The 16978-nt window shown below is 70.7% G+C and carries 20 protein-coding genes; 6 read left to right on the top strand and 14 right to left on the bottom strand.

Features of this window, described 5'->3' with window-relative positions; all coding sequences use genetic code 11:
- Positions 1–2: 2 nt before the first annotated feature.
- The 4 genes from NL112_RS03005 to NL112_RS02990 all read right to left on the bottom strand — a co-directional run bounded on the left by NL112_RS03005 (position 3) and on the right by NL112_RS02990 (position 3201).
- Positions 3–956: a WD40/YVTN/BNR-like repeat-containing protein gene (locus NL112_RS03005; protein ID WP_434084193.1), complete on the bottom strand. Its 954-nt coding sequence runs from the start codon at positions 954–956 to the stop codon at positions 3–5.
- Between the two features lie 81 nt (positions 957–1037).
- A complete protein-coding gene (locus NL112_RS03000; protein ID WP_255151150.1) occupies positions 1038–1760 on the bottom strand; it encodes a helix-turn-helix domain-containing protein in 723 nt (240 codons plus the stop codon).
- A 40-nt stretch (positions 1761–1800) separates the two neighbouring features.
- Positions 1801–2517 carry a DUF5828 family protein gene (locus NL112_RS02995; protein ID WP_255151149.1) on the bottom strand — a complete coding sequence of 239 codons (717 nt, stop codon included), beginning with the start codon at positions 2515–2517 and terminating at the stop codon, positions 1801–1803.
- Between the two features lie 51 nt (positions 2518–2568).
- Positions 2569–3201, bottom strand: a complete 633-nt coding sequence (locus NL112_RS02990; protein WP_255151148.1) for a response regulator — start codon at positions 3199–3201, stop codon at positions 2569–2571.
- Positions 3202–3295: 94 nt separating this feature from the next.
- Here NL112_RS02990 and upp point away from each other — a divergent pair, with 94 nt between their 5' ends.
- Positions 3296–3970 carry a uracil phosphoribosyltransferase gene (upp, locus tag NL112_RS02985; protein ID WP_255151147.1) on the top strand — a complete coding sequence of 225 codons (675 nt, stop codon included), beginning with the start codon at positions 3296–3298 and terminating at the stop codon, positions 3968–3970.
- Between the two features lie 353 nt (positions 3971–4323).
- On the opposite strand, the gene NL112_RS02980 is transcribed toward upp, so the two are convergent.
- Together NL112_RS02980 and trpY are read right to left on the bottom strand one after the other, a co-directional pair.
- Positions 4324–4935 (bottom strand): IMPACT family protein, encoded by a 612-nt coding sequence (locus NL112_RS02980; RefSeq protein WP_255151146.1) that lies wholly within the window; start codon positions 4933–4935, stop codon positions 4324–4326.
- A 1-nt stretch (position 4936) separates the two neighbouring features.
- Positions 4937–5440, bottom strand: coding sequence for a TrpY family transcription regulator (gene trpY / locus NL112_RS02975; protein WP_255151145.1), 504 nt, complete (start codon positions 5438–5440; stop codon positions 4937–4939).
- A 253-nt stretch (positions 5441–5693) separates the two neighbouring features.
- On the opposite strand from trpY, the gene NL112_RS02970 reads away from it, so the two are divergent.
- Complete coding sequence (locus NL112_RS02970) at positions 5694–6251, top strand: cysteine hydrolase family protein (RefSeq protein ID WP_255151144.1); 558 nt, start codon at positions 5694–5696, stop codon at positions 6249–6251.
- Positions 6252–6345: 94 nt separating this feature from the next.
- Positions 6346–7800, top strand: a complete 1455-nt coding sequence (locus NL112_RS02965) for a cytochrome P450 (protein ID WP_255151143.1) — start codon at positions 6346–6348, stop codon at positions 7798–7800.
- 72 nt (positions 7801–7872) lie between these two features.
- On the opposite strand, the gene fer is transcribed toward NL112_RS02965, so the two are convergent.
- The 3 genes from fer to NL112_RS02950 all read right to left on the bottom strand — a co-directional run bounded on the left by fer (position 7873) and on the right by NL112_RS02950 (position 10740).
- Positions 7873–8262, bottom strand: a complete 390-nt coding sequence (gene fer, locus NL112_RS02960; protein ID WP_255151142.1) for a ferredoxin Fer — start codon at positions 8260–8262, stop codon at positions 7873–7875.
- Positions 8263–8349: 87 nt separating this feature from the next.
- Positions 8350–9474: an inorganic phosphate transporter gene (locus NL112_RS02955; protein ID WP_255151141.1), complete on the bottom strand. Its 1125-nt coding sequence runs from the start codon at positions 9472–9474 to the stop codon at positions 8350–8352.
- Between the two features lie 75 nt (positions 9475–9549).
- Complete coding sequence (locus tag NL112_RS02950; RefSeq protein WP_255151140.1) at positions 9550–10740, bottom strand: inorganic phosphate transporter; 1191 nt, start codon at positions 10738–10740, stop codon at positions 9550–9552.
- 129 nt (positions 10741–10869) lie between these two features.
- Here NL112_RS02950 and hisA point away from each other — a divergent pair, with 129 nt between their 5' ends.
- Entirely contained in the window at positions 10870–11595 is a 726-nt protein-coding gene (gene hisA, locus NL112_RS02945; protein WP_255151139.1) for a 1-(5-phosphoribosyl)-5-[(5-phosphoribosylamino)methylideneamino]imidazole-4-carboxamide isomerase, read from the top strand.
- On the opposite strand, the gene NL112_RS02940 is transcribed toward hisA, so the two are convergent.
- Both NL112_RS02940 and NL112_RS02935 read right to left on the bottom strand, forming a co-directional pair.
- Positions 11586–11714 (bottom strand): hypothetical protein, encoded by a 129-nt coding sequence (locus NL112_RS02940; protein WP_255151138.1) that lies wholly within the window; start codon positions 11712–11714, stop codon positions 11586–11588. The genes hisA and NL112_RS02940 overlap by 10 nt on opposite strands.
- Before the next feature lie 47 nt (positions 11715–11761).
- Positions 11762–11899: a hypothetical protein gene (locus NL112_RS02935; RefSeq protein ID WP_255151137.1), complete on the bottom strand. Its 138-nt coding sequence runs from the start codon at positions 11897–11899 to the stop codon at positions 11762–11764.
- Positions 11900–12100: 201 nt separating this feature from the next.
- Here NL112_RS02935 and NL112_RS02930 point away from each other — a divergent pair, with 201 nt between their 5' ends.
- Positions 12101–13444, top strand: a complete 1344-nt coding sequence (locus NL112_RS02930; RefSeq protein WP_255151136.1) for a tryptophanase — start codon at positions 12101–12103, stop codon at positions 13442–13444.
- Here the strand turns inward: NL112_RS02930 and NL112_RS02925 are convergent, their stop codons facing one another.
- Positions 13445–14248 (bottom strand): hypothetical protein, encoded by an 804-nt coding sequence (locus tag NL112_RS02925; protein ID WP_255151135.1) that lies wholly within the window; start codon positions 14246–14248, stop codon positions 13445–13447.
- 73 nt (positions 14249–14321) lie between these two features.
- Between NL112_RS02925 and hisB the strand changes: the two genes are divergently transcribed.
- Complete coding sequence (hisB, locus tag NL112_RS02920; protein ID WP_255151134.1) at positions 14322–14909, top strand: imidazoleglycerol-phosphate dehydratase HisB; 588 nt, start codon at positions 14322–14324, stop codon at positions 14907–14909.
- 1 nt (position 14910) lies between these two features.
- Here hisB and NL112_RS02915 read toward each other — a convergent pair whose 3' ends face one another.
- Both NL112_RS02915 and NL112_RS02910 read right to left on the bottom strand, forming a co-directional pair.
- Positions 14911–16293, bottom strand: a complete 1383-nt coding sequence (locus NL112_RS02915) for a PAS domain-containing sensor histidine kinase (protein ID WP_255151133.1) — start codon at positions 16291–16293, stop codon at positions 14911–14913.
- Positions 16294–16340: 47 nt separating this feature from the next.
- Positions 16341–16970, bottom strand: coding sequence for a DUF8528 domain-containing protein (locus tag NL112_RS02910; RefSeq protein WP_255151132.1), 630 nt, complete (start codon positions 16968–16970; stop codon positions 16341–16343).
- Positions 16971–16978 lie beyond the last annotated feature (8 nt).

Below are 16978 nucleotides of genomic sequence, written 5' to 3'. Positions count from 1 at the left end.
CGTCAGTTCTCGATGACGGTGCCGCCCGCGCCGACCGCGATCTCGACGTTGCCGCGCAGTACCGACTTCAGGTTGTCCCCGACCGGGGTCTGCTCCTGGGTCCACCCGGTTTCGCCGCGGCGGAACACCGCCCCGCCGCCGCCGACGGTGAGGCCGGGCGTGCCCGTGACCTCGAGGTCGCGCAGGCTCGCGTCGCCGGTGTCCTGACGGACCCACTGGCTCCCCGTCCAGTTGTAGACGGTGCCGCCGCCGCCCGAGACGGTCACGTCGTCGAACCCGTCGCTGTCGACGCCGTAGAAGTTGTGGTCGGCGTTCTCGATGCCGAGCGTGTCCCACGTCGAGCCGTCGCGGGTGTAGAACACCGTCTTGTTGCCGTCGACGGCGTGGCCGTAGCGGTCGCCGAAGAAGTCGAGCGCGTTGATCGCCGACCCCGACCCGGGGGTGACGCTGTTCCACGTGCCCGTCTTCCCGCCGTCGAACGAGTAGTATATCTTCCCGGAGTCGCCGGCGACGTACACGTTGGCGCTGTCGCCGGTGCCCCTGACGGCGACGTCGTTGAAGTTGTTCGTCACGTCGTTGGGCGCCGAGTGGTCGTAGAGGACGCCCGCCTCGACGTCGTACTCGCCGATGGCGCCCGACGAGCCGACGAACCAGAGCCGGGTGCCGTAGTCGGTGGTGTCGGCGCCGTACAGGCCGTTGCCGTTGCCGGTCGGCCCCCCGTCGATGACCTTCCGGTAGCCCTCGGGGGCCCGCTCCAGCACGACGCCGCCCCCGCCGACCGCGTAGGCGCCGTCCGTCGTCATCTCGATGCCGTACAGCGTGTTGCCCGTCGGCGTCGCGCGGGTCGTCCACTCGCTTTCCGCCGCGGTGGCGCTCCCGATGCCGACGGCGGCCGCCGCGACGGCCGCCCCGCCCATCTTGAGGACGCCGCGCCTCGTGGTCTCTCGTCGCATCACAGGTGGACACAGCGGGCTTTCCGGATTGGTGCTGGTGGCGAACAGTTCGGCGCTTTAAGTGTGGGGTCGCGCCGTCGCCGGTCACGCCTCGGTGAACGTCTGCCGGAGGAGTTCCCGCTGGACGACCCGGAGGTGTTCAGAGAGGGTGGACTTCGAGACGCCGAGTTCCTCGGCGACCGTCGCCGCGGTCGGGCCGTCGGGGTCGAAGTACCCCCGTTCGGCGGCCGCCGCGGCCACCTCGCGCTGGCGGTCGGTGAGCCGGTCGAGGTCCACCACGGCGGTGTGGCCGCCGGCGCCCCCGTCCGCGTCGCCGCTCTGGACGAGCTGTTGGAGCTTCACCACGAAGTCGGCGTCGCCGAGCGCGTGGACCGCGGCCTCGATTTCGCCGGTGTCGAGCGCGGCGAACGAGCAGTGGAGGTGGTCGTCCTCCCAGCGGACGTGGTAGGGGTCGATGGGGAGGAAGCCGAACCCGTGGGCCAGACAGTGGTCGTGGCCGCAGGCCGGCGCGGTCACGTCGCCGGTCGACCGCTCCAGCGTCGGGAGCCGACACACCGTCACGTCGCCGGCACGAACGACCGGATGCGCGCCCAACTCGCGGAGCCGAGCCGTCTCGGTCGTCTCGACGACGGCCTGTGGCGCACGGTCGAACCGGTCGGGCGTGACGAGCGTCCGCAGGCCGTACTCGGCGGCGAGCCGGGTGACCGGACAGTCGCGGACCGGGTAGACGACGACGCGCCCGTGGACCGTCGAGGCGCTCGCCATCCCCTGCGGCTCGCCGACCGTTTCGTTCCCACCCTCGGCCATACGTGCGACCGAGCGACGGGTGTAGTAAGTGTCTTCGGGCTCAGTTCGAGGTGGGCCGGGACTCGCCGTTCGTGAGCCCCTCGTCGCCCTCGTCCTGTTCGTCGGGCGTCTCGACCCCTTCGACGGCCTCGACCACCTCGGTCCCCTTCTCGGTGTCGACGTGCCAGCGGTCGACGCTCGACTCGTAGTCGGCGAGCCGGTTCGAGACGTGAATCTTCAGGTCGTCGTCGTTGACGTTCACCTCGAGGCGGTAGTCGTCGGTGCCGAGCCGCTTGACGTTCGCGCTGACGAGTTCGTTGTCGAAGTAGTACGGCGCTATCTGGGTCATCACGTTCTTGTAGACGGCACCCTCGACCTTCCGGAGTGCCTTCCGGCCGGCGGAGTCGGCGGCCCGGGCGAGATAGTCGACCGACCGGCGGGCGTCCTCGACGGCCTCCTCCGGGTCGTCGAGCCCCTCGTAGGAGTCGGCGAGCTTGTCGCCGGCGTTCTTCAGGTCCTCGTCGGGGTCGACGCCCTCCTGCTCGCCGGTGCCCTCCCGGACGCTGGCCTGTTCCGCGGTCTTCTCGTTGACGTCCTCGTCGAGCCGCTCGTGCTGTTTGGGGCGCCACTCGTCCCACTCCGCGAGCGCGGCATCGGACAGCTCCACGTCCTCGCGCGCCCGGCGCACGTCACGCATCGCTCGCGTGACGCGCTCGCCGTGTTCGACCACGTCACCCCACGACCCCCGCTCGCTGAATCCCGAGACGCTCTCCTCCATTCGCTTGTGCCGCGTACGGTCTCGGGGAATATACGTGTTGAGGCTGGGGCGTCAGTCGTCGGGGTCGAACTCCCTGGCCCGCTCCGGGAGCGAGTCGACCACCCGTTCGATGTCGTCGAGCGCCTCGCGCAGTCGCTCGGCGCTCTCCCCGTCGGGGTCGAGCAGGTCGAGTCGGCCCTGCGCGACCGACAGCGGCGTCCGCAGGTCGTGGGTCACCTCCGCGGCGAACGCGGTCAGGTGGTCCTCCGTCGCCTCGGTGCCCTCGGGCTCGGCCGGCCGGTCACGGAGGTCGGTGAGAACGTGTTCGGCCAGCCGGCTCAGCTGTGTCGCGTCCCCCTTCTCGACGACGGCGGTGACGCCGGCGGCGTCGGCCTCCCGCCGTACTTCGTCGTCGACGAGCGCCGAGTACAGCAGGAACGGCATCCCCGGGTCGACGTCGCGGGCGTCGCCGACCAGCTCCAGCCCCGTGCCGTTGGGGAACCGGTAGTCGGCCACGACCGCGTCGAACGACTCCTCGGAGAGCCGCTCGCCGGCGTCGTCGAGCGAGAACGCAACCGACACGTCGAACCGGCTGTCGTGGCGCTCGAGCCACTCGCGGACCAGCGGCCCCGTCTGGTCGTTGTCCTCGACGTAGAGGACACGAATCGTCCCGCTCGGCTCGCTCGGTGGGTCGCGGCTGGTCATCACCCGCTGTTCAGCCCCCGGGGCCTTAATCCCGGCCTCGGTTTCGAGCGCGGTGTCGGCGGGGTTTAAGACGACAGCGACACGTCCCCCGAGTATGACCATCGAGGACCGCGACGACGCCTACGTGGTGGGCCACGCGCTGGCGAAACACACCCTCTCGCGGCTCCGCTCGGTCGAGACCGAACAGGTCGGGTTCCGGAAGGGGCTCGTCAAACTGGGGCGCATCTGCGGCTACGAAATCATCGACGGGCTGATGGAGACCGAGTACGTCTCCATCACGACCCCGCTGGCGGAGACGACCGGCGAGCGCGTGAAGGGGCTCGACGACGTCGTCATCGTCAACGTCCTGCGGGCGGCGACGCCGTTCGTCGAGGGGCTGTTGAAGGCGTTCCCCCGCGCGAAGCAGGGGGTCATCTCGGCGGGCCGCGACGAGGCGGCCGGGATGAACGACGACGGCGAGTTTCCCATCACCATCGACTACGTGAAACTCCCCGACATCAAACCGGACGACACCGTCATCGTCGCGGACCCGATGCTCGCCACCGGGTCGACGATGGTCGCCGTGCTCGACGAAATCATGGCGAACGGCGACCCCGAACGCCTGCTGGTGCTGTCGGCCGTCGCCGCGCCGCCGGGCCTCGTCCGCGTCGGCGAGGAGTTCCCGGCGGCCGACGTGCTCACCGTCGCCATCGACGAGCGACTCGACGACGACGGGTTCATCGTTCCCGGTCTCGGCGACGCGGGGGACCGCGCGTTCAGGACGACGTAGAGGAGGCCGACCGAAGGGGGGCCTCGGAATAGTGACCGGTGAGCGAAGCGAACCGTGAACAGCGAGATTCGACCGAAGGGAGAACCTCGGTCCTGCGACCGAAGGAAGAGCCTGGTACCGCGAGCGACGAGGCGCGCAGTGGAGCTCTCGTCGGTGACCGACGAGTCGGTTCTTTCAAGTGACGGGCCCGGGTAGCGGGAGGTCCCGACGCCCGCTCGACGCCAGCGACGCCGTCGAGCGCTTGAACCCCCTCTCTTCGTGTGGAAATCCCACGGACTGCGACCGGAACCTATCTCCAGCGGAATTTTCGCACGACAGCCGTCTGACGCCGCGCCCTCGTGCGATTCGGCTCGCTACCGCTCGATGTCGGCTCGCCCGCTCGTCGCCGACCGAATCCGGTCGCGGAGACCGCCCGCCTCGGCGACGGGCGCCCGCACATCGAACTGGACGTCCTCGCCGTAGTCGGCGTCGAACTCGACGCCCGCGGACTCGAGGAGGCCCCGGACGGTGCCGGAGTCGTCGTACGCGACGGTGACGCCGAACCGCTCGTGTGGCACCGCCTCGACGACGCCCGCCGCGGCGACTGCCTCCTTCACAGCACGGCCGTAGGCGCTGACCAGCCCGCCGACGCCGAGGTTCGTGCCGCCGTAGTAGCGCGTGACGACGACGGCGACGTTCTCCAGTTCCTGCCCCTGGAGGACGTTCAGCGTCGGCTTGCCGGCGCTCCCCGAGGGTTCGCCGTCGTCGCTCGAATACTCCCGGAACGGCGACGCCCGAACGCGGTAGGCCGGGACGTTGTGGGTCGCGTCGTCGTACTCCGCCTCGATGTCGGCGAGGAACGCCTCCGCGGCCTCGACCGTTTCGACTGGCCGGGCGTGGCCGATGAACTCCGAGCCCTGGACGGTGAAGGAGGCGCGCCCCGGCCCCGCGAGCGTCCGATAGCTGTCGTCGTCGTCGTCGGCCACGCTACTCCAGTTCGACCTTCCGGACGAACGGCAGGTCGGTGAGGTCGTTCAGTAGGTCGCCCGGGAGCGGTTCGTCCGTGATGACGTACAGCTTCGGCTCGTCGGTGAACTCGGGGTCCTCGCTGACGGTCTGGCGGATGGAGATGTCGCGGTCCGCGATGAGCGTCGTCACCTGCGCGACGATACCGGGTTCGTCCGCCTCGACGACGTGGACGGTGAGAACGGTCAAATCGAGGACGGGCGCGAGGTCCATAAGCGACGGAATCGAGGAGATGTTGCGGAATATCTCCTCCAGTTCCGGGTCCTCGAGGATGGCGCTGGTGGTGGCGTCGACGACCCGCCGGTCGACGCCCACCTCGCGGGCGATGCCGGTGTTGGGTATCTCGATGCCGCCCGAGACGACCCGCCCCTCGTCGTTGACGGAGAAGCCCCGTTCGAGCAAGAGCCGGACCACCTCCCGCTGGCCGGGGGAGTCGGCGAACTTCTCCATTATCTCGTCGAACATGCCCGAGTCGTGGCGGCCCGGGGTTTTGTCGCTTCCGGGCGAGGTGGGACGCGGAGACGGTAGTGTCGACCGCGGTAACGACGGCGTCCCCGACCGCCCGACGCGCTCGCTCCGCTCGTTCTCGGGTCGGCCGACCGACCCCGCACCGCCGACGGAAGGGCCGTGGTGCGTTCGAGTCGGTGCCGGCCACGCCGTCGCCTACCGATTCGTAGCCATCGCAGTCGTTTTGCCCGGCGGGCCCCTCCGTCCGGGCATGCTCCCCGAGCGCGCGGCGCTGGTCGTCGTCGACGTCCAACAGGGGTTCGACGACCCCGCGTGGGGCCAGCGCAACAACCCCGACGCCGAACAGCGGGTCGCGGACCTGCTCGCGGCGTGGCGCGCCGCCGGCTGGCCGCTGTTCCACGTCCACCACGACTCCACCGAAGACGGGTCGCCGCTCCGGGGCGACCACCCCGGCTTCGCCCCCAAACCCGAGGCCGAGCCGCGCGAGGGCGAACCCGTGATACGCAAGCGGGTCAACAGCGCGTTCGTCGGGACGGACCTCGAAGCGCGACTGCGCGACGCGGGCGTCGACAGCGTCGTCGTCTGCGGGCTGACGACCGACCACTGCGTGTCGACGACCACACGGATGGCCGAGAACCTCGGATTCGAGACGGTCGTCGTGCGGGACGCGACGGCGACGTTCGACCGCGAGTTCGACGGCGAGACGATAGCCGCGAGCGAGACCCACCGGACGGCACTCGCCCACCTCTCGGGGGAGTTCGCCGACGTGGTGACCACCGCCGACCTGCTTTCGGCGGTCGACGGCTGAGCATGCGACCGTCCTCGGCCGCCAGCGTTGCGGTAAATACTGTCCTTCGATGGGAGGCACGACCGTCAACTCTCGACGTGGCAACGGGTGACGTATGAGTTCGGAGACCGGCCCGACTGGTGGCCGCGTCGACACGGTCGACGACGGCGCGACCGACGTCGCCGAGGAGACGGCGGACGCGACGGCCGCCGACCCGACGACACAGCCGCTACCGCCGTACCCGTCGACGCTCGACCACCGGCTCGTCCACTCGCTCCACTACATGCGCGACCCGGTCCGACTGCTGGAGCGGGGCGCGTCCGAGAGCGACGTGTTCCGCGTCCATCTCGCGGGCGTCGGCGACTGGTATCAGCTCTGTCACCCCGACCACTCCAAGCGCGTGTTCCTCACCGAGCGCGACCGGTTCCGGAAGTCCGACGACTTCGGCATCGCGTTCGGCGACGGCCTCTTGACCGTGGAGGGAGAGCAGTGGCGCGACCAGCGGGGGACGCTCCAGCCACTCTTCGTCCGCGAGAGCGTCCAGGGGTACGCCGACACGATGGTCGAGCAGGTACAGCGCCGCGTCGACGGCTGGCAGGATGGCCAGCGACTCGACCTGCAAAGCGAGATGACCGACATGACGCTCGACGTGCTGTTTGCGGCCATCCTCGGGCGGGAGCTCGAACTCAACGGCGACGAGCAGGTTCGCCGCGCGGCCGAACGGCTCCACGACTGGTTCGTCCCCACGTCGTACGCGCTCCCCGACTGGGTGCCGACGCCCGCCCGCCGCCGGTTCGCCGAGGGGAAGGAGACGCTCCAGCGGGAGGCGGACCGACTGCTCGCAGAGGCGGCCGAGGACCCGCCGAGCGACCCGACGGAAGCGGACGACCTGATGTCGTTGCTGGTCGGTCTCCGCGAGTCGGGGCTGGTCGATTCGGGCATGTTGACCGACGACGACCTCCGCGACCAGATGGTGACCATCATCTTCGCCGGCCACGACACCACCACCACGTCGCTCACGTTCGCGCTGTGGGCGCTCGCGGAGCATCCGGAGGTCCGCGAGCGGTTCCAGGCGGAGGTGGACGACCTCGACGGGCCGCCGACCGCCGCGGACGTGGAGGCCGGGCGGCTGTCGGTCACCGACCGGGTCGTGACCGAGACGCTTCGGCTGTTCCCGCCGGTGTACGCGCTCCCCCGCGTGGCCGACGACGACGTGGCCTTCGACGGCTACCGCGTCCCCGAGGGCGAGCGGCTCAACGTCGCGCTCCACGTCATCCAGCGCGACGACCGATACTTCGACCGCCCGCACACGTTCGACCCGAGCCGCTGGACGCCCGAGTTCCGCCAGCAGTTACACGACTTCGCGTACGCGCCGTTCGGCGGCGGCCCGCGCATCTGCATCGGCCGCCAGTTCGCCTTGCTGGAGGCGAAACTCGCCTTGGCGACCATCGGCCGCGAGTACGACCTCTACTATCTCGGCGAGGAGGGGCGACACGGCGGCCCGCCGCTGTCGCCGGAGATGACGCTCCGGATGGAGCCGGGCCAGGAGTTCCTCGTCACGGAGCGGTGACGCCCCGTATCGGGGACAGAGCCGATAGCAGAAAACGTCGAATCCCGGGCCGTCGCGTTCGGCCGCGAGCCGTCAGATGACGCGGTTCTGGAGGTAGTCGAGGTGCTTGGCGTTGTAGACGATTTTGACCGTGTCGGCGGCGGGCGAGCCGATGCAGGTCAGGCGGACGTTCTTGTCCTCGACCTCCTCGTCGGAGAGGATCTGTTGCATGTCCATGTCGATGTCGCCCTCCTTGACGATGGCCGCGCAGTTCGCACACGCGCCGGCACGACAGGAGAAGGGCCAATCGTACCCCTGCGCCTCGGCGGCCTCGAGGATGTACTCGCCCTCGTTGACGTCGAGCGTCCCGTAGTCCTCGTCGTCGAGGCCGGCATCGGCCGCCTCGTCGAAGAGGCCGTCGTCGTCGAGCGACCAGCCGTGGTCGTCCAGCACTTCGTAGTTGAGGTATTCTACCGTGGGCATCAAGCCGGCGGTACGCCCCCCGGCCTGTTAAAGGGTGCCGTTTCGCGGCCCGTACCCCATGAAAAACCGGGTGCGACCGTCGGTCAGTTACAGCAGGAACCGGAACACGAGATACGAGGCGACTGCCGACATGGTCGGCGTGAGTATCCACAGGCCGATGACCCGGCCGGTCGTCGAGGGGTCGAACAGGTCCCGGGGCGAGACGTCGTCGGGGTCCTCGTCGCCGATGCGCGGCACCGCCGCGTCGTCGGGCTCGTCGCTCGCGCCGTCGCCGCGGCCGTCTGCGGCCACGTCGTCCTCGTCCGGCGGGCCACGCATCGCGGAGGTGGCCGCATCCGAGAGCCGCGTGGTCCGGCTCGCCCGCCCCCAGCCGAGGCCGACGATGCACATCGTCGCCGACACCGCAAGCGACGCGGGGATGCCGATCTGCGAGAGGAACGTGATGAGGCTCGCCGACACCGTCTCGACGACCAGCGCCGCCAGAAGCGGGAGGTCCGTGAGGTCGTTGCCGACGGTGTCGAGCGTCCGGCGGGCGATGGTGAAGGCGCCGAGGCCGATGGCGCCGCCCGCCAACAGGACGCCCACGTCGACCGAGATGACGCCGCTTCCCACGAGCGGCGCGACGGCGTTGGCGACGTTCGACGCGCCCGCGGAAAAGGCCATGTAACAGCCGATGCCGACGACGAGGAGTTTCGTGACGGCCGCCTTGGCGCCGGTCGCTTCCTCGAGTTCGAACCAGGCGTCGAGATACGGGTAGAGGTAGCGACCGATGACCGCACACACCCAGAACGCGATGATGGGCGCGACGAGCCACCACGAGACGATGCGGCCCATCACCTCCCAGTTGAGCGCGTCCGAGGCGACGCCGAGACCGGCGATGGCACCCACCGCCGTCATGGAGGTGGAGGCGGGGACGCCGAACAGGTTCGACACCAGAAGCGCCAGCCCTATGAAGAAGAGGATGGCGACGCTGGCGGCCAGCGTGAAGTAGGAGGCGGGGACGATGTCGCCGCCCATCGTCTCGATGACGTTGCGGCCGACCGTCCACCCGCCCAGCAGGGCGAACCCGGTCATCAGGGCGGCGGCGGCCGTCTTCTTGACGGTACCGCTCCCGACCGCCGGCCCGAACGCCACGCCCGTCGAGGAGCCGCCGATGTTGAACCCGACGAACGCGGCGACCCCGACCCCGACGACGAGCAGTACCGAGAGCATACTCGGGGTTAGATGGCCGAGGGGATTAAGTCGTGGTTCTTCCCAGCGGGGCCAGGGCAGGAGCGCCCGGCGGGCTCAAAGCAGGACGGAGAACACCGCGTACGCGCCCGCCGTCGCCACGGAGGGGACGAGATTCTGCATCAGGATGACGCGGGCCGTCCGGTGGGGTTCGAACAGGTCGTCGGAGTCGGGTAGGTCCTCGGGCTCCTCGGCGCCGATGGGCGGCGCCTCGTCGCCGCGTCCATCCGCCTCGTTGCCCACCCGCGGCGTCTCGTCGGCGTCGAGCGCCCCCAGCGACACCGCGGGCTCCTCGCCGCGGACCGTCCCCGGGAGCGTCGCGGTCCGGGTCGCACGCCCCCACCCCAGCCCGACGATGCTCATGGTGGCGACGACGACGAAACTCGCGGGGATGCCCAGCGCCGACAGCGCCGAGATGATGGTCGCGGAGATGACCGCGACGACGATGGCCGCGGTGATGGGGAGGTCAGTGAGGTCGTTGCCGACCGTCTCCAGGGTCCGGCGGGCGATGGTCACGGCGCCGAGACCGGTGGCGACGCCGGCAAGCAGGATGGCCGGCTCCATCGCCACCGCCTCCGACCCCACGAGCGGCGCGACGGCGTTTGCCGTGTTCGACGCGCCCGAACTGAACGCCATGTAACAGCCGATGAGCACGACGAGTACGGCCCCGGTCGCCTCCCGGCGGGTCGTCCCCGGGCCGAGCGCCGGCCGCGGAACCGCTCCCGACTGGTCGAGAGCGAACAGTCCGCCGCCGCTCCGGTCGATGGCGACCCAGCGGTCGATGGCCGGGTAGAAGTACCGGCCGACGACGGCGCTGACCCAGAACGCGATGATGGGCGCGACGAACCACCACGAGACGATGCGACCCATCACCGCCCAGTCGAGCCGCCCGGTCGCCAGCCCCAGTCCGGCGATGGCACCCACGGCTGTCATCGAGGTGGAGGCGGGGACGCCGAACATGTTCGACACCAGAAGCGCGACCCCGATGAAGAAGAGGACGCCGATGCTCACCTCCAGGGTGAACAGTTCAGCGGGGACGATGCGGCCGCCCAGCGTCTCGACGACGTTGCGGCCCAGCGTCCAGCCGCCGGCGAAGAAGCAGACGGCCATCAACACCCCGGCGACGAGTTTCGAGACGACGCCGGCGCCGACGGCCGGGCCGAACGCCACCCCCGTGGTCGCGCCGCCCACGTTGTACCCGACGAAGGCGGCGACGGCGATTCCGACGAGCAACAGGAGCGACGACACGCGATGGTGGTCGCAGGCCCGCGACTTAACTCCACGCTCGAACGGGCACGTCGACTCCGGCGCGGGAACCGGACGCCCGACGCCTCGGCCATCCGACGGCTTTACCCGCTCGCTCCCGAATCGTCGGCCATGTTCGAGCAGTTCGAGGTGGTCCCCGCCGTCGACATGCAGGACGGGCAGGTGGTCCAACTGGTGGGCGGCGAGCGCGGCACCGGGACGACGTACGGCGACCCCGTGGAGGCGGCCGAGCGGTGGGTCGAGGCCGGCGCCGACACGCTCCATCTCGTCGACCTCGACGGCGCGTTCGAGGGCGAGCGGGCGAACGCGCCGGCCGTCGAGCGCATCGTCGAGGCCGTCGACGTCGACGTGCAACTGGGCGGCGGCATCCGCACCGCCGAGGACGCGGTCGGCCTGCTCGATGCGGGCGTCGACCGGGTCATCCTCGGCACCGCCGCCGTCGAGACCCCCGACATCGTCGCCGACATCTCCGCGGAGCATCCGGGGAGCGTGATGGTGAGCCTCGACGCGAAGGACGGCGAAGTCGTCGTCTCCGGCTGGACCGAGGGGACGGGACTCGACCCTGCCGAGGCCGCGGCCCGCTACGAGGAACTCGGTGCGGGCGCCATCCTGTTTACCGACGTGGACGTCGAAGGACAGCTAGATGGTGTCCGCACCGGGCCGGTCGAGCGGGTCGTGGACGCGGTCGACGTGCCGGTCGTCGCGTCGGGCGGCGTGGCGACGCTTTCGGACGTGCGCGCGCTCGCCGACGCGGGTGCCGCCGCCGTCGTCGTGGGGACGGCACTGTACGAGGGCCGGTTCACGCTGGAGGAGGCCGCGGCCGCGGTTCAGGCGTAACTGCCGACGGCGAGCGCGAGCAGGCCGACGGCCGCCGCCGTCCCCGGAGCCGCCCCCGACAGCGCGAACGCCGTGCCGGTGAGCCGGACCGTGAGCCGGGTCCCGTAGCTCGTCGCCATCTTCTCCCGGCGTTTCGGAGCAACTACAATAAACGTACGGGTAGTTTTCAGCGCTCCTGCCGCGTGACGAGGTAGTAGAGGGCGACCAGCGTCGCCAGCAGGCCGAGAAGTCGACGGGGGTGGAGCCGCGGCAGGTGGCGGCCGCCCAGCGCGAGCCCCGTGGGAAGTGCGTCTCTGGCGCTCATCCCCGCCGGATGCGACCGCCGGGGAGGTAAACCCTCGTCAGACGGCCGCACGTCGGGCGTCACGCGCCCGGGCGGGCGGCGGCCGTCGCCCCACGCGCCCGTCCATCGCTGTCGGCGTCCGGCGAGGGACGGACAGCTTCGGACGCTCGTGTACGGGCCTGCCCGGGGCGAGACTAAGGCGCTCGACCCGCTGGTCCGGATATGCGCTCGTACAAGGCCAAGGCGGTCGAGCCCATCCACCTGCCCCCGCGGGACGACCGGGGGGCCGCGCTCGACGCGGCCGGCCACAACGTCTTCAACCTCGCCAGCGAGGACGTGTTCGTCGACCTGTTGACCGACTCCGGCACCGGCACGATGAGCGACGCCCAGTGGGCCGGGCTGATGCGCGGCGACGAGTCGTACGCCGGCTCCCGCTCGTTCCAGCGGTTCCGGGAGGCGGTCGCGGAGGTGATGGGGTTCGACCGCGTCGTCCCGACCCACCAGGGCCGGGGCGCCGAGAACGTCCTGTTCGGCACGCTCCTCGAGGAGGGCGACGCCGTGTTGAACAACACCCACTTCGACACGACGCGGGCCCACGTCGCCAATCAGGGTGCCGACGCCGTCGACTGCCCCGTCGAGGCGCCGTGGTCCGCCGGCGAGTCCGGCCAGTTCGCCGGCAACTTCTCCATCGAGGCCGGCTGGGAGACCGTCGAGGAGTACGGCCGCGACGCCATCCCCGTGGTCGTACTCACCATCACGAACAACTCCGCGGCCGGCCAGCCGGTGTCGATGGCGAACGTCCGCGAGACGGCGGCGTTCGCCGAGGAAATCGACGCCCTGTTCGTCATCGACGCCTGCCGGTTCGCGGAGAACGCCCACTTCATCAAGACCCGGGAGGCCGAGTACGCCGACGCCCCGCTGGCGGATATCGCCCGCGAACAGCTATCCCACGCCGACGCCATCACGATGAGCGGGAAGAAGGACGCCCTCTCAAACATCGGCGGCTTCGTCGGCGTCCGCGACGCCGACCTGTTCGAGCGGTGCAAACAGCGGGCCATCCTCTACGAGGGCTTTCCCACGTACGGCGGTCTCGCGGGCCGGGACCTGGAGGCGATGGCCGTCGGTCTCCGGGAGGCGGTCGAACCGCCGTACGTGCAGGAGCGCGTCGAGCAGGTCGCCACCCTCGGGGGCCTGCTCGCCGAGCGCGGTGTGCCCATCGTCACGCCCACCGGCGGCCACGCGGTGTACGTCGACGCCGCCGAGATGTTCCCGCAGATTCCGGCCGACCAGTTCCCCGGCCAGCGGTTCGTCTGTGAGCTGTACCGGGAGGGTGGCGTCCGCGCCGTCGAACTCGGCTCCTTCGCGTTCCCCGACGCCGACCGCCCGGAGTTCGTCCGGCTGGCGCTCCCACGACGGACGTACTGGCGCGAACATCTCGAACACGTCGCGGAGACGGCCGCCACCGTCCGCGAGAAGGCCGACGAGTACGTCGGTCTGGAGGTGACGTGGGAGCCGCCGATGGAGGAGCTACGCCACTTCTCGGCGGAGTTGGAGCCAGTGGCGTAGTCACCCCGGCGAGAACACCGGCCCGTGAAGCAGGTCGCGGAGCAGGAGGCCCGGGCTGACCCGCGGCACGCCGTCGGGCCGCTCGACCGTCGTGTCGCCGTACCGCTCGTAGCGGATGGTCAGTCGGACCGCCGACGGCGACTCGTTTGCCGAAGGCGGGCGCACGATGCGGACGCGCTCGACCAGCCCCGTGTCGGCGTCGACGCTGACGGTCACGCGGGGCTCACCACGGTCGGTGAACGGCTCGCCGACGACGGTCGTTATCGGCGCGGTCTCGTTGTGCAGGTCGTAGACGACGGTGCCGTTCGCGGTGGCGCGACGGGAGACTGTGGCGTTCGCCAGCGCGCCGGTCTCGAACGCCGTCACGTCGGCGTACGTCGTGCCGGCACGCCGGAGTTCCCAACCGCCGTCGGCGGTGAGCCGCGTCCACTGGGCGTCGCCGGTCGTGTAGCTCACCCACCGCGGGTCGGCGCCGGGCGGCCTCGGCTGGAACCCGGCGGTGACGAGTTCGCTGTCGCCGGGTTCGTAGGCCATCCGCGCGTAGTCGTCGGCCGCGGTGCCCCACGCGTCGGTCGACGCGTTCCACCCCTCGCGGGCCTCGCGCTGGACGTGACTTGTCGATTCGGTCGTCCGCATCGCGTCCGCGAGGGCCGCGGCGGGGCCGTCGAGGTCGGTCGGCGGGTCGTCCGCCGGCGGGTAGCCGGGGTCGGCGAGTTGCAGGCCGGCGACGACCAGCAGGCCGACGGCGAGACCGAGCGCCGCCTGCCGGGCGCGCGACTCGGGGAGGGAGGGCGGCTGGACCATACCGACACGACGCAGGGATGCCACGAGTAGCTTCCCCCGAAACGGGCTTGTGCGAGCGCCCACAGGGGGGGATATGAGCGACCGCACGGCCGCCGTGACACGGGAGACGGCCGAGACCGACATCGAGGTGACCGTCGACGTCGACGGCGACGGCGACGCCACCGTCGACACGGGCGTCGGTTTCTTCGACCACATGCTCGAATCGTTCGCCAAACACGGCCTGTTCGACCTCACCGTCCGGTGTGACGGCGACCTCGCCATCGACGACCACCACACCGTCGAGGACGTCGCCATTACGCTCGGCGAGGCGTTCGCGGAGGCGCTGGGCGAGAAGCGCGCCATCACGCGGTACGCCGACCGGCGCGTCCCGCTCGACGAGGCCGTCGCCTCGGTCGTCCTGGACATCTCCGGGCGCCCCTACTTCCAGTGGGACGGCGCGTTCTCACAGCCGACGGTCGGGGAGTTCACCAGCGACATGGCCCGCCACTTCTGGGAGTCGTTCGCGATGCACGCGGACGTGACGCTTCACGCCGCCGTCGACGGGCAGAACGCCCACCACGAGGTGGAGGCGCTGTTCAAGTCGGCGGCGCGAGCCCTCGACGACGCGACCCGACTCGACGACCGGCGCTCGGACACCCCGAGCACGAAGGGCGAACTCTGAGTCAGCGGTCGGGGAGCGTGACGACGACGCGGTTGCCGCCGTCCCCCCGGTCGAACGAGAGGTCGCCGTCGGCGAGGTCGACGACCCAGTAGACGACCCACAGCCCCATCCCGGTGCCGTGGTTGACGTCGCTCGCGCGTCCCTCGAACAGCATCTCGAACTCGTTGTCCGGGATGGGCGGTCCCGGGTCGGTCACCGCTATCACGACGGTGTCGTCGCGCCGCTCGACCGCGAGCGACACGGTCGGCGCGTCGGTTCCGGCGTGTCTGACGGCGTTGTCGAGCAGTTCCTCGATCGCCAGCTCCAGCTCCGGCGCCGTCGACAGCTCGAGACGTTCGGGCACCGACAGCTCGACCGTCGTCGCCGGGTACGTCTCGCGCACCGTCTCGACGGCGTCGCGGACGACCGAAGCGACGTCGACGCGGCGCCGCTCCGACGGCGTCGACAGCACCCGGAGTATCTCCCGGCTCTTCGCGGCCGTCGATAGCAGTCCCTCGACCGTCTCCACGACCCGCTCCATGCTCTCGGACACCTGCTCGTCACCGTGCTCGTTGGCTATCTCCGCGTGACCGAGGACGACGTTCATGTCGTTGCGGAGGTTGTGACGCAACAGCCGGTCCATCACCCGCAACTGCCGCTCGCGGCGGCGGCGGTCGGTCACGTCGCGCGTGAACCCGACGATGCGGGCGACCTCGCCGTCCTCGTAGACGGGCGCGCCCTTCACCCAGACCCACCGGCTCCCCGCCGGTTCGGCGTCGATGCGGTACTCCACCTCGGCGCGCTCACCGGCCGACACCCGGGCCATCGCCTCGTGGACCCGCTCGCGGTCCTCCGGGTGGACGTCCTCGAGGAACGTGCTCGGGTTCTCGTACAGTTCTTCGACCGAGCGACCCCAGATGTCCTCGTAGGCGTCGTTGACGAACAGCAGGTCCTCCCAGTCGGCCGAGAACATCCACAGCACGTCGTCGGTGCTGGCGGCGATTTCCTGGAGCCGCGACCGGGTCACCTCCCGCTCGCGTTCGGCCTCCTTCCGGCCGGTCACGTCCCGGGAACTGACGACGTAGCCGTTCAGGTCGGGGAGCGCCGACCCCTCCATCCGGCTCTCGAGCCACACGCACGAGCCGTCGGCCGCGTAGGTGCGGTGGGTCACCTCGCCGACGGCCCCCTCGCTGACCACGAGATGAGCGAACGTCTGGCGCGTCTTCGTCCGGTCGGCGGGATGGACGTACTCGAACGCGTCCTCGCCGAGGAGGTCGGCGGGCTCGTAGCCGAGGAGCCGCTCGACGGCCGCGTTGGCGAACCGTATCTCCCCGCCCGGCGACAGTACGAAGAAGATGTCCTGCGCGTGGTCGAGCAGCGCCGTACACCGCTCGGGCGGGCGCATAGCCTCACCGTTTATCCGCCGGATGCAATAATGTGGTGGGCGATTGTTCAGGCCCGGCGGAGTTCGCCGTCGTACGCCTTGAGGCGCCCGTGGCTGACGGCGTGCTCGATGGCCGCGTCGACCGCCTCCTCGTCGAGTCCGTACGCGTCGGCGGTCATCTCGACGGCCTCGGTCCGCTCGATGGGGAACTCGCGGTTCTCGAGGAACCGGAGCACCTTCCGGTACCCCTTCGGCACGCGCGACGAGGAGCCCGCGCCCGTCGACGCCATCTCGGCGTCGCCCGGGTCCGCGGCGCCGTCAGACTCGGCCGAGTCAGCGCCCGCGTCGGGCGCGTCGGCGTCCGGTCCCGAGTCGGACGCGTCGTCGCCGGCGTCCACGGCGTCGCCGCGGCCGGGGTCGCCGGTCGCCTCCGTGGCGCTGACGGGGCCGTCGTCGGGGTCTGCCCCGTCGGCAGGTGCGCCGGTCGCACCCACCTCCGGCTCCACGTCCCGGGGCTCCACGTCGGCCGCGCCCGTCGAATCGAGCAGGGGGTCGAGGATGGACGCGAGCGCGTCCCGGCAGTGGTCACAGAGAAGCATCCGCTTGCCGTCGCCCTCGGGGTCGTGCTCCGGAGGGAGGACCTCGAACGTGCCGCTTGCCGTGCCGCCACAGAAATCACAGCCGGAGAGCTGGCGCATGGGGGGTG

The sequence above is a fragment of the Halorarius halobius genome (genome assembly GCF_024298865.1).
GTDB classification, from domain to species: Archaea; Halobacteriota; Halobacteria; order Halobacteriales; family Haloarculaceae; genus Halorarius; species Halorarius halobius.
The sequence above is the reverse complement of the archived record's forward strand: the minus strand, read 5'-3'. Positions and strand labels throughout refer to the sequence as shown.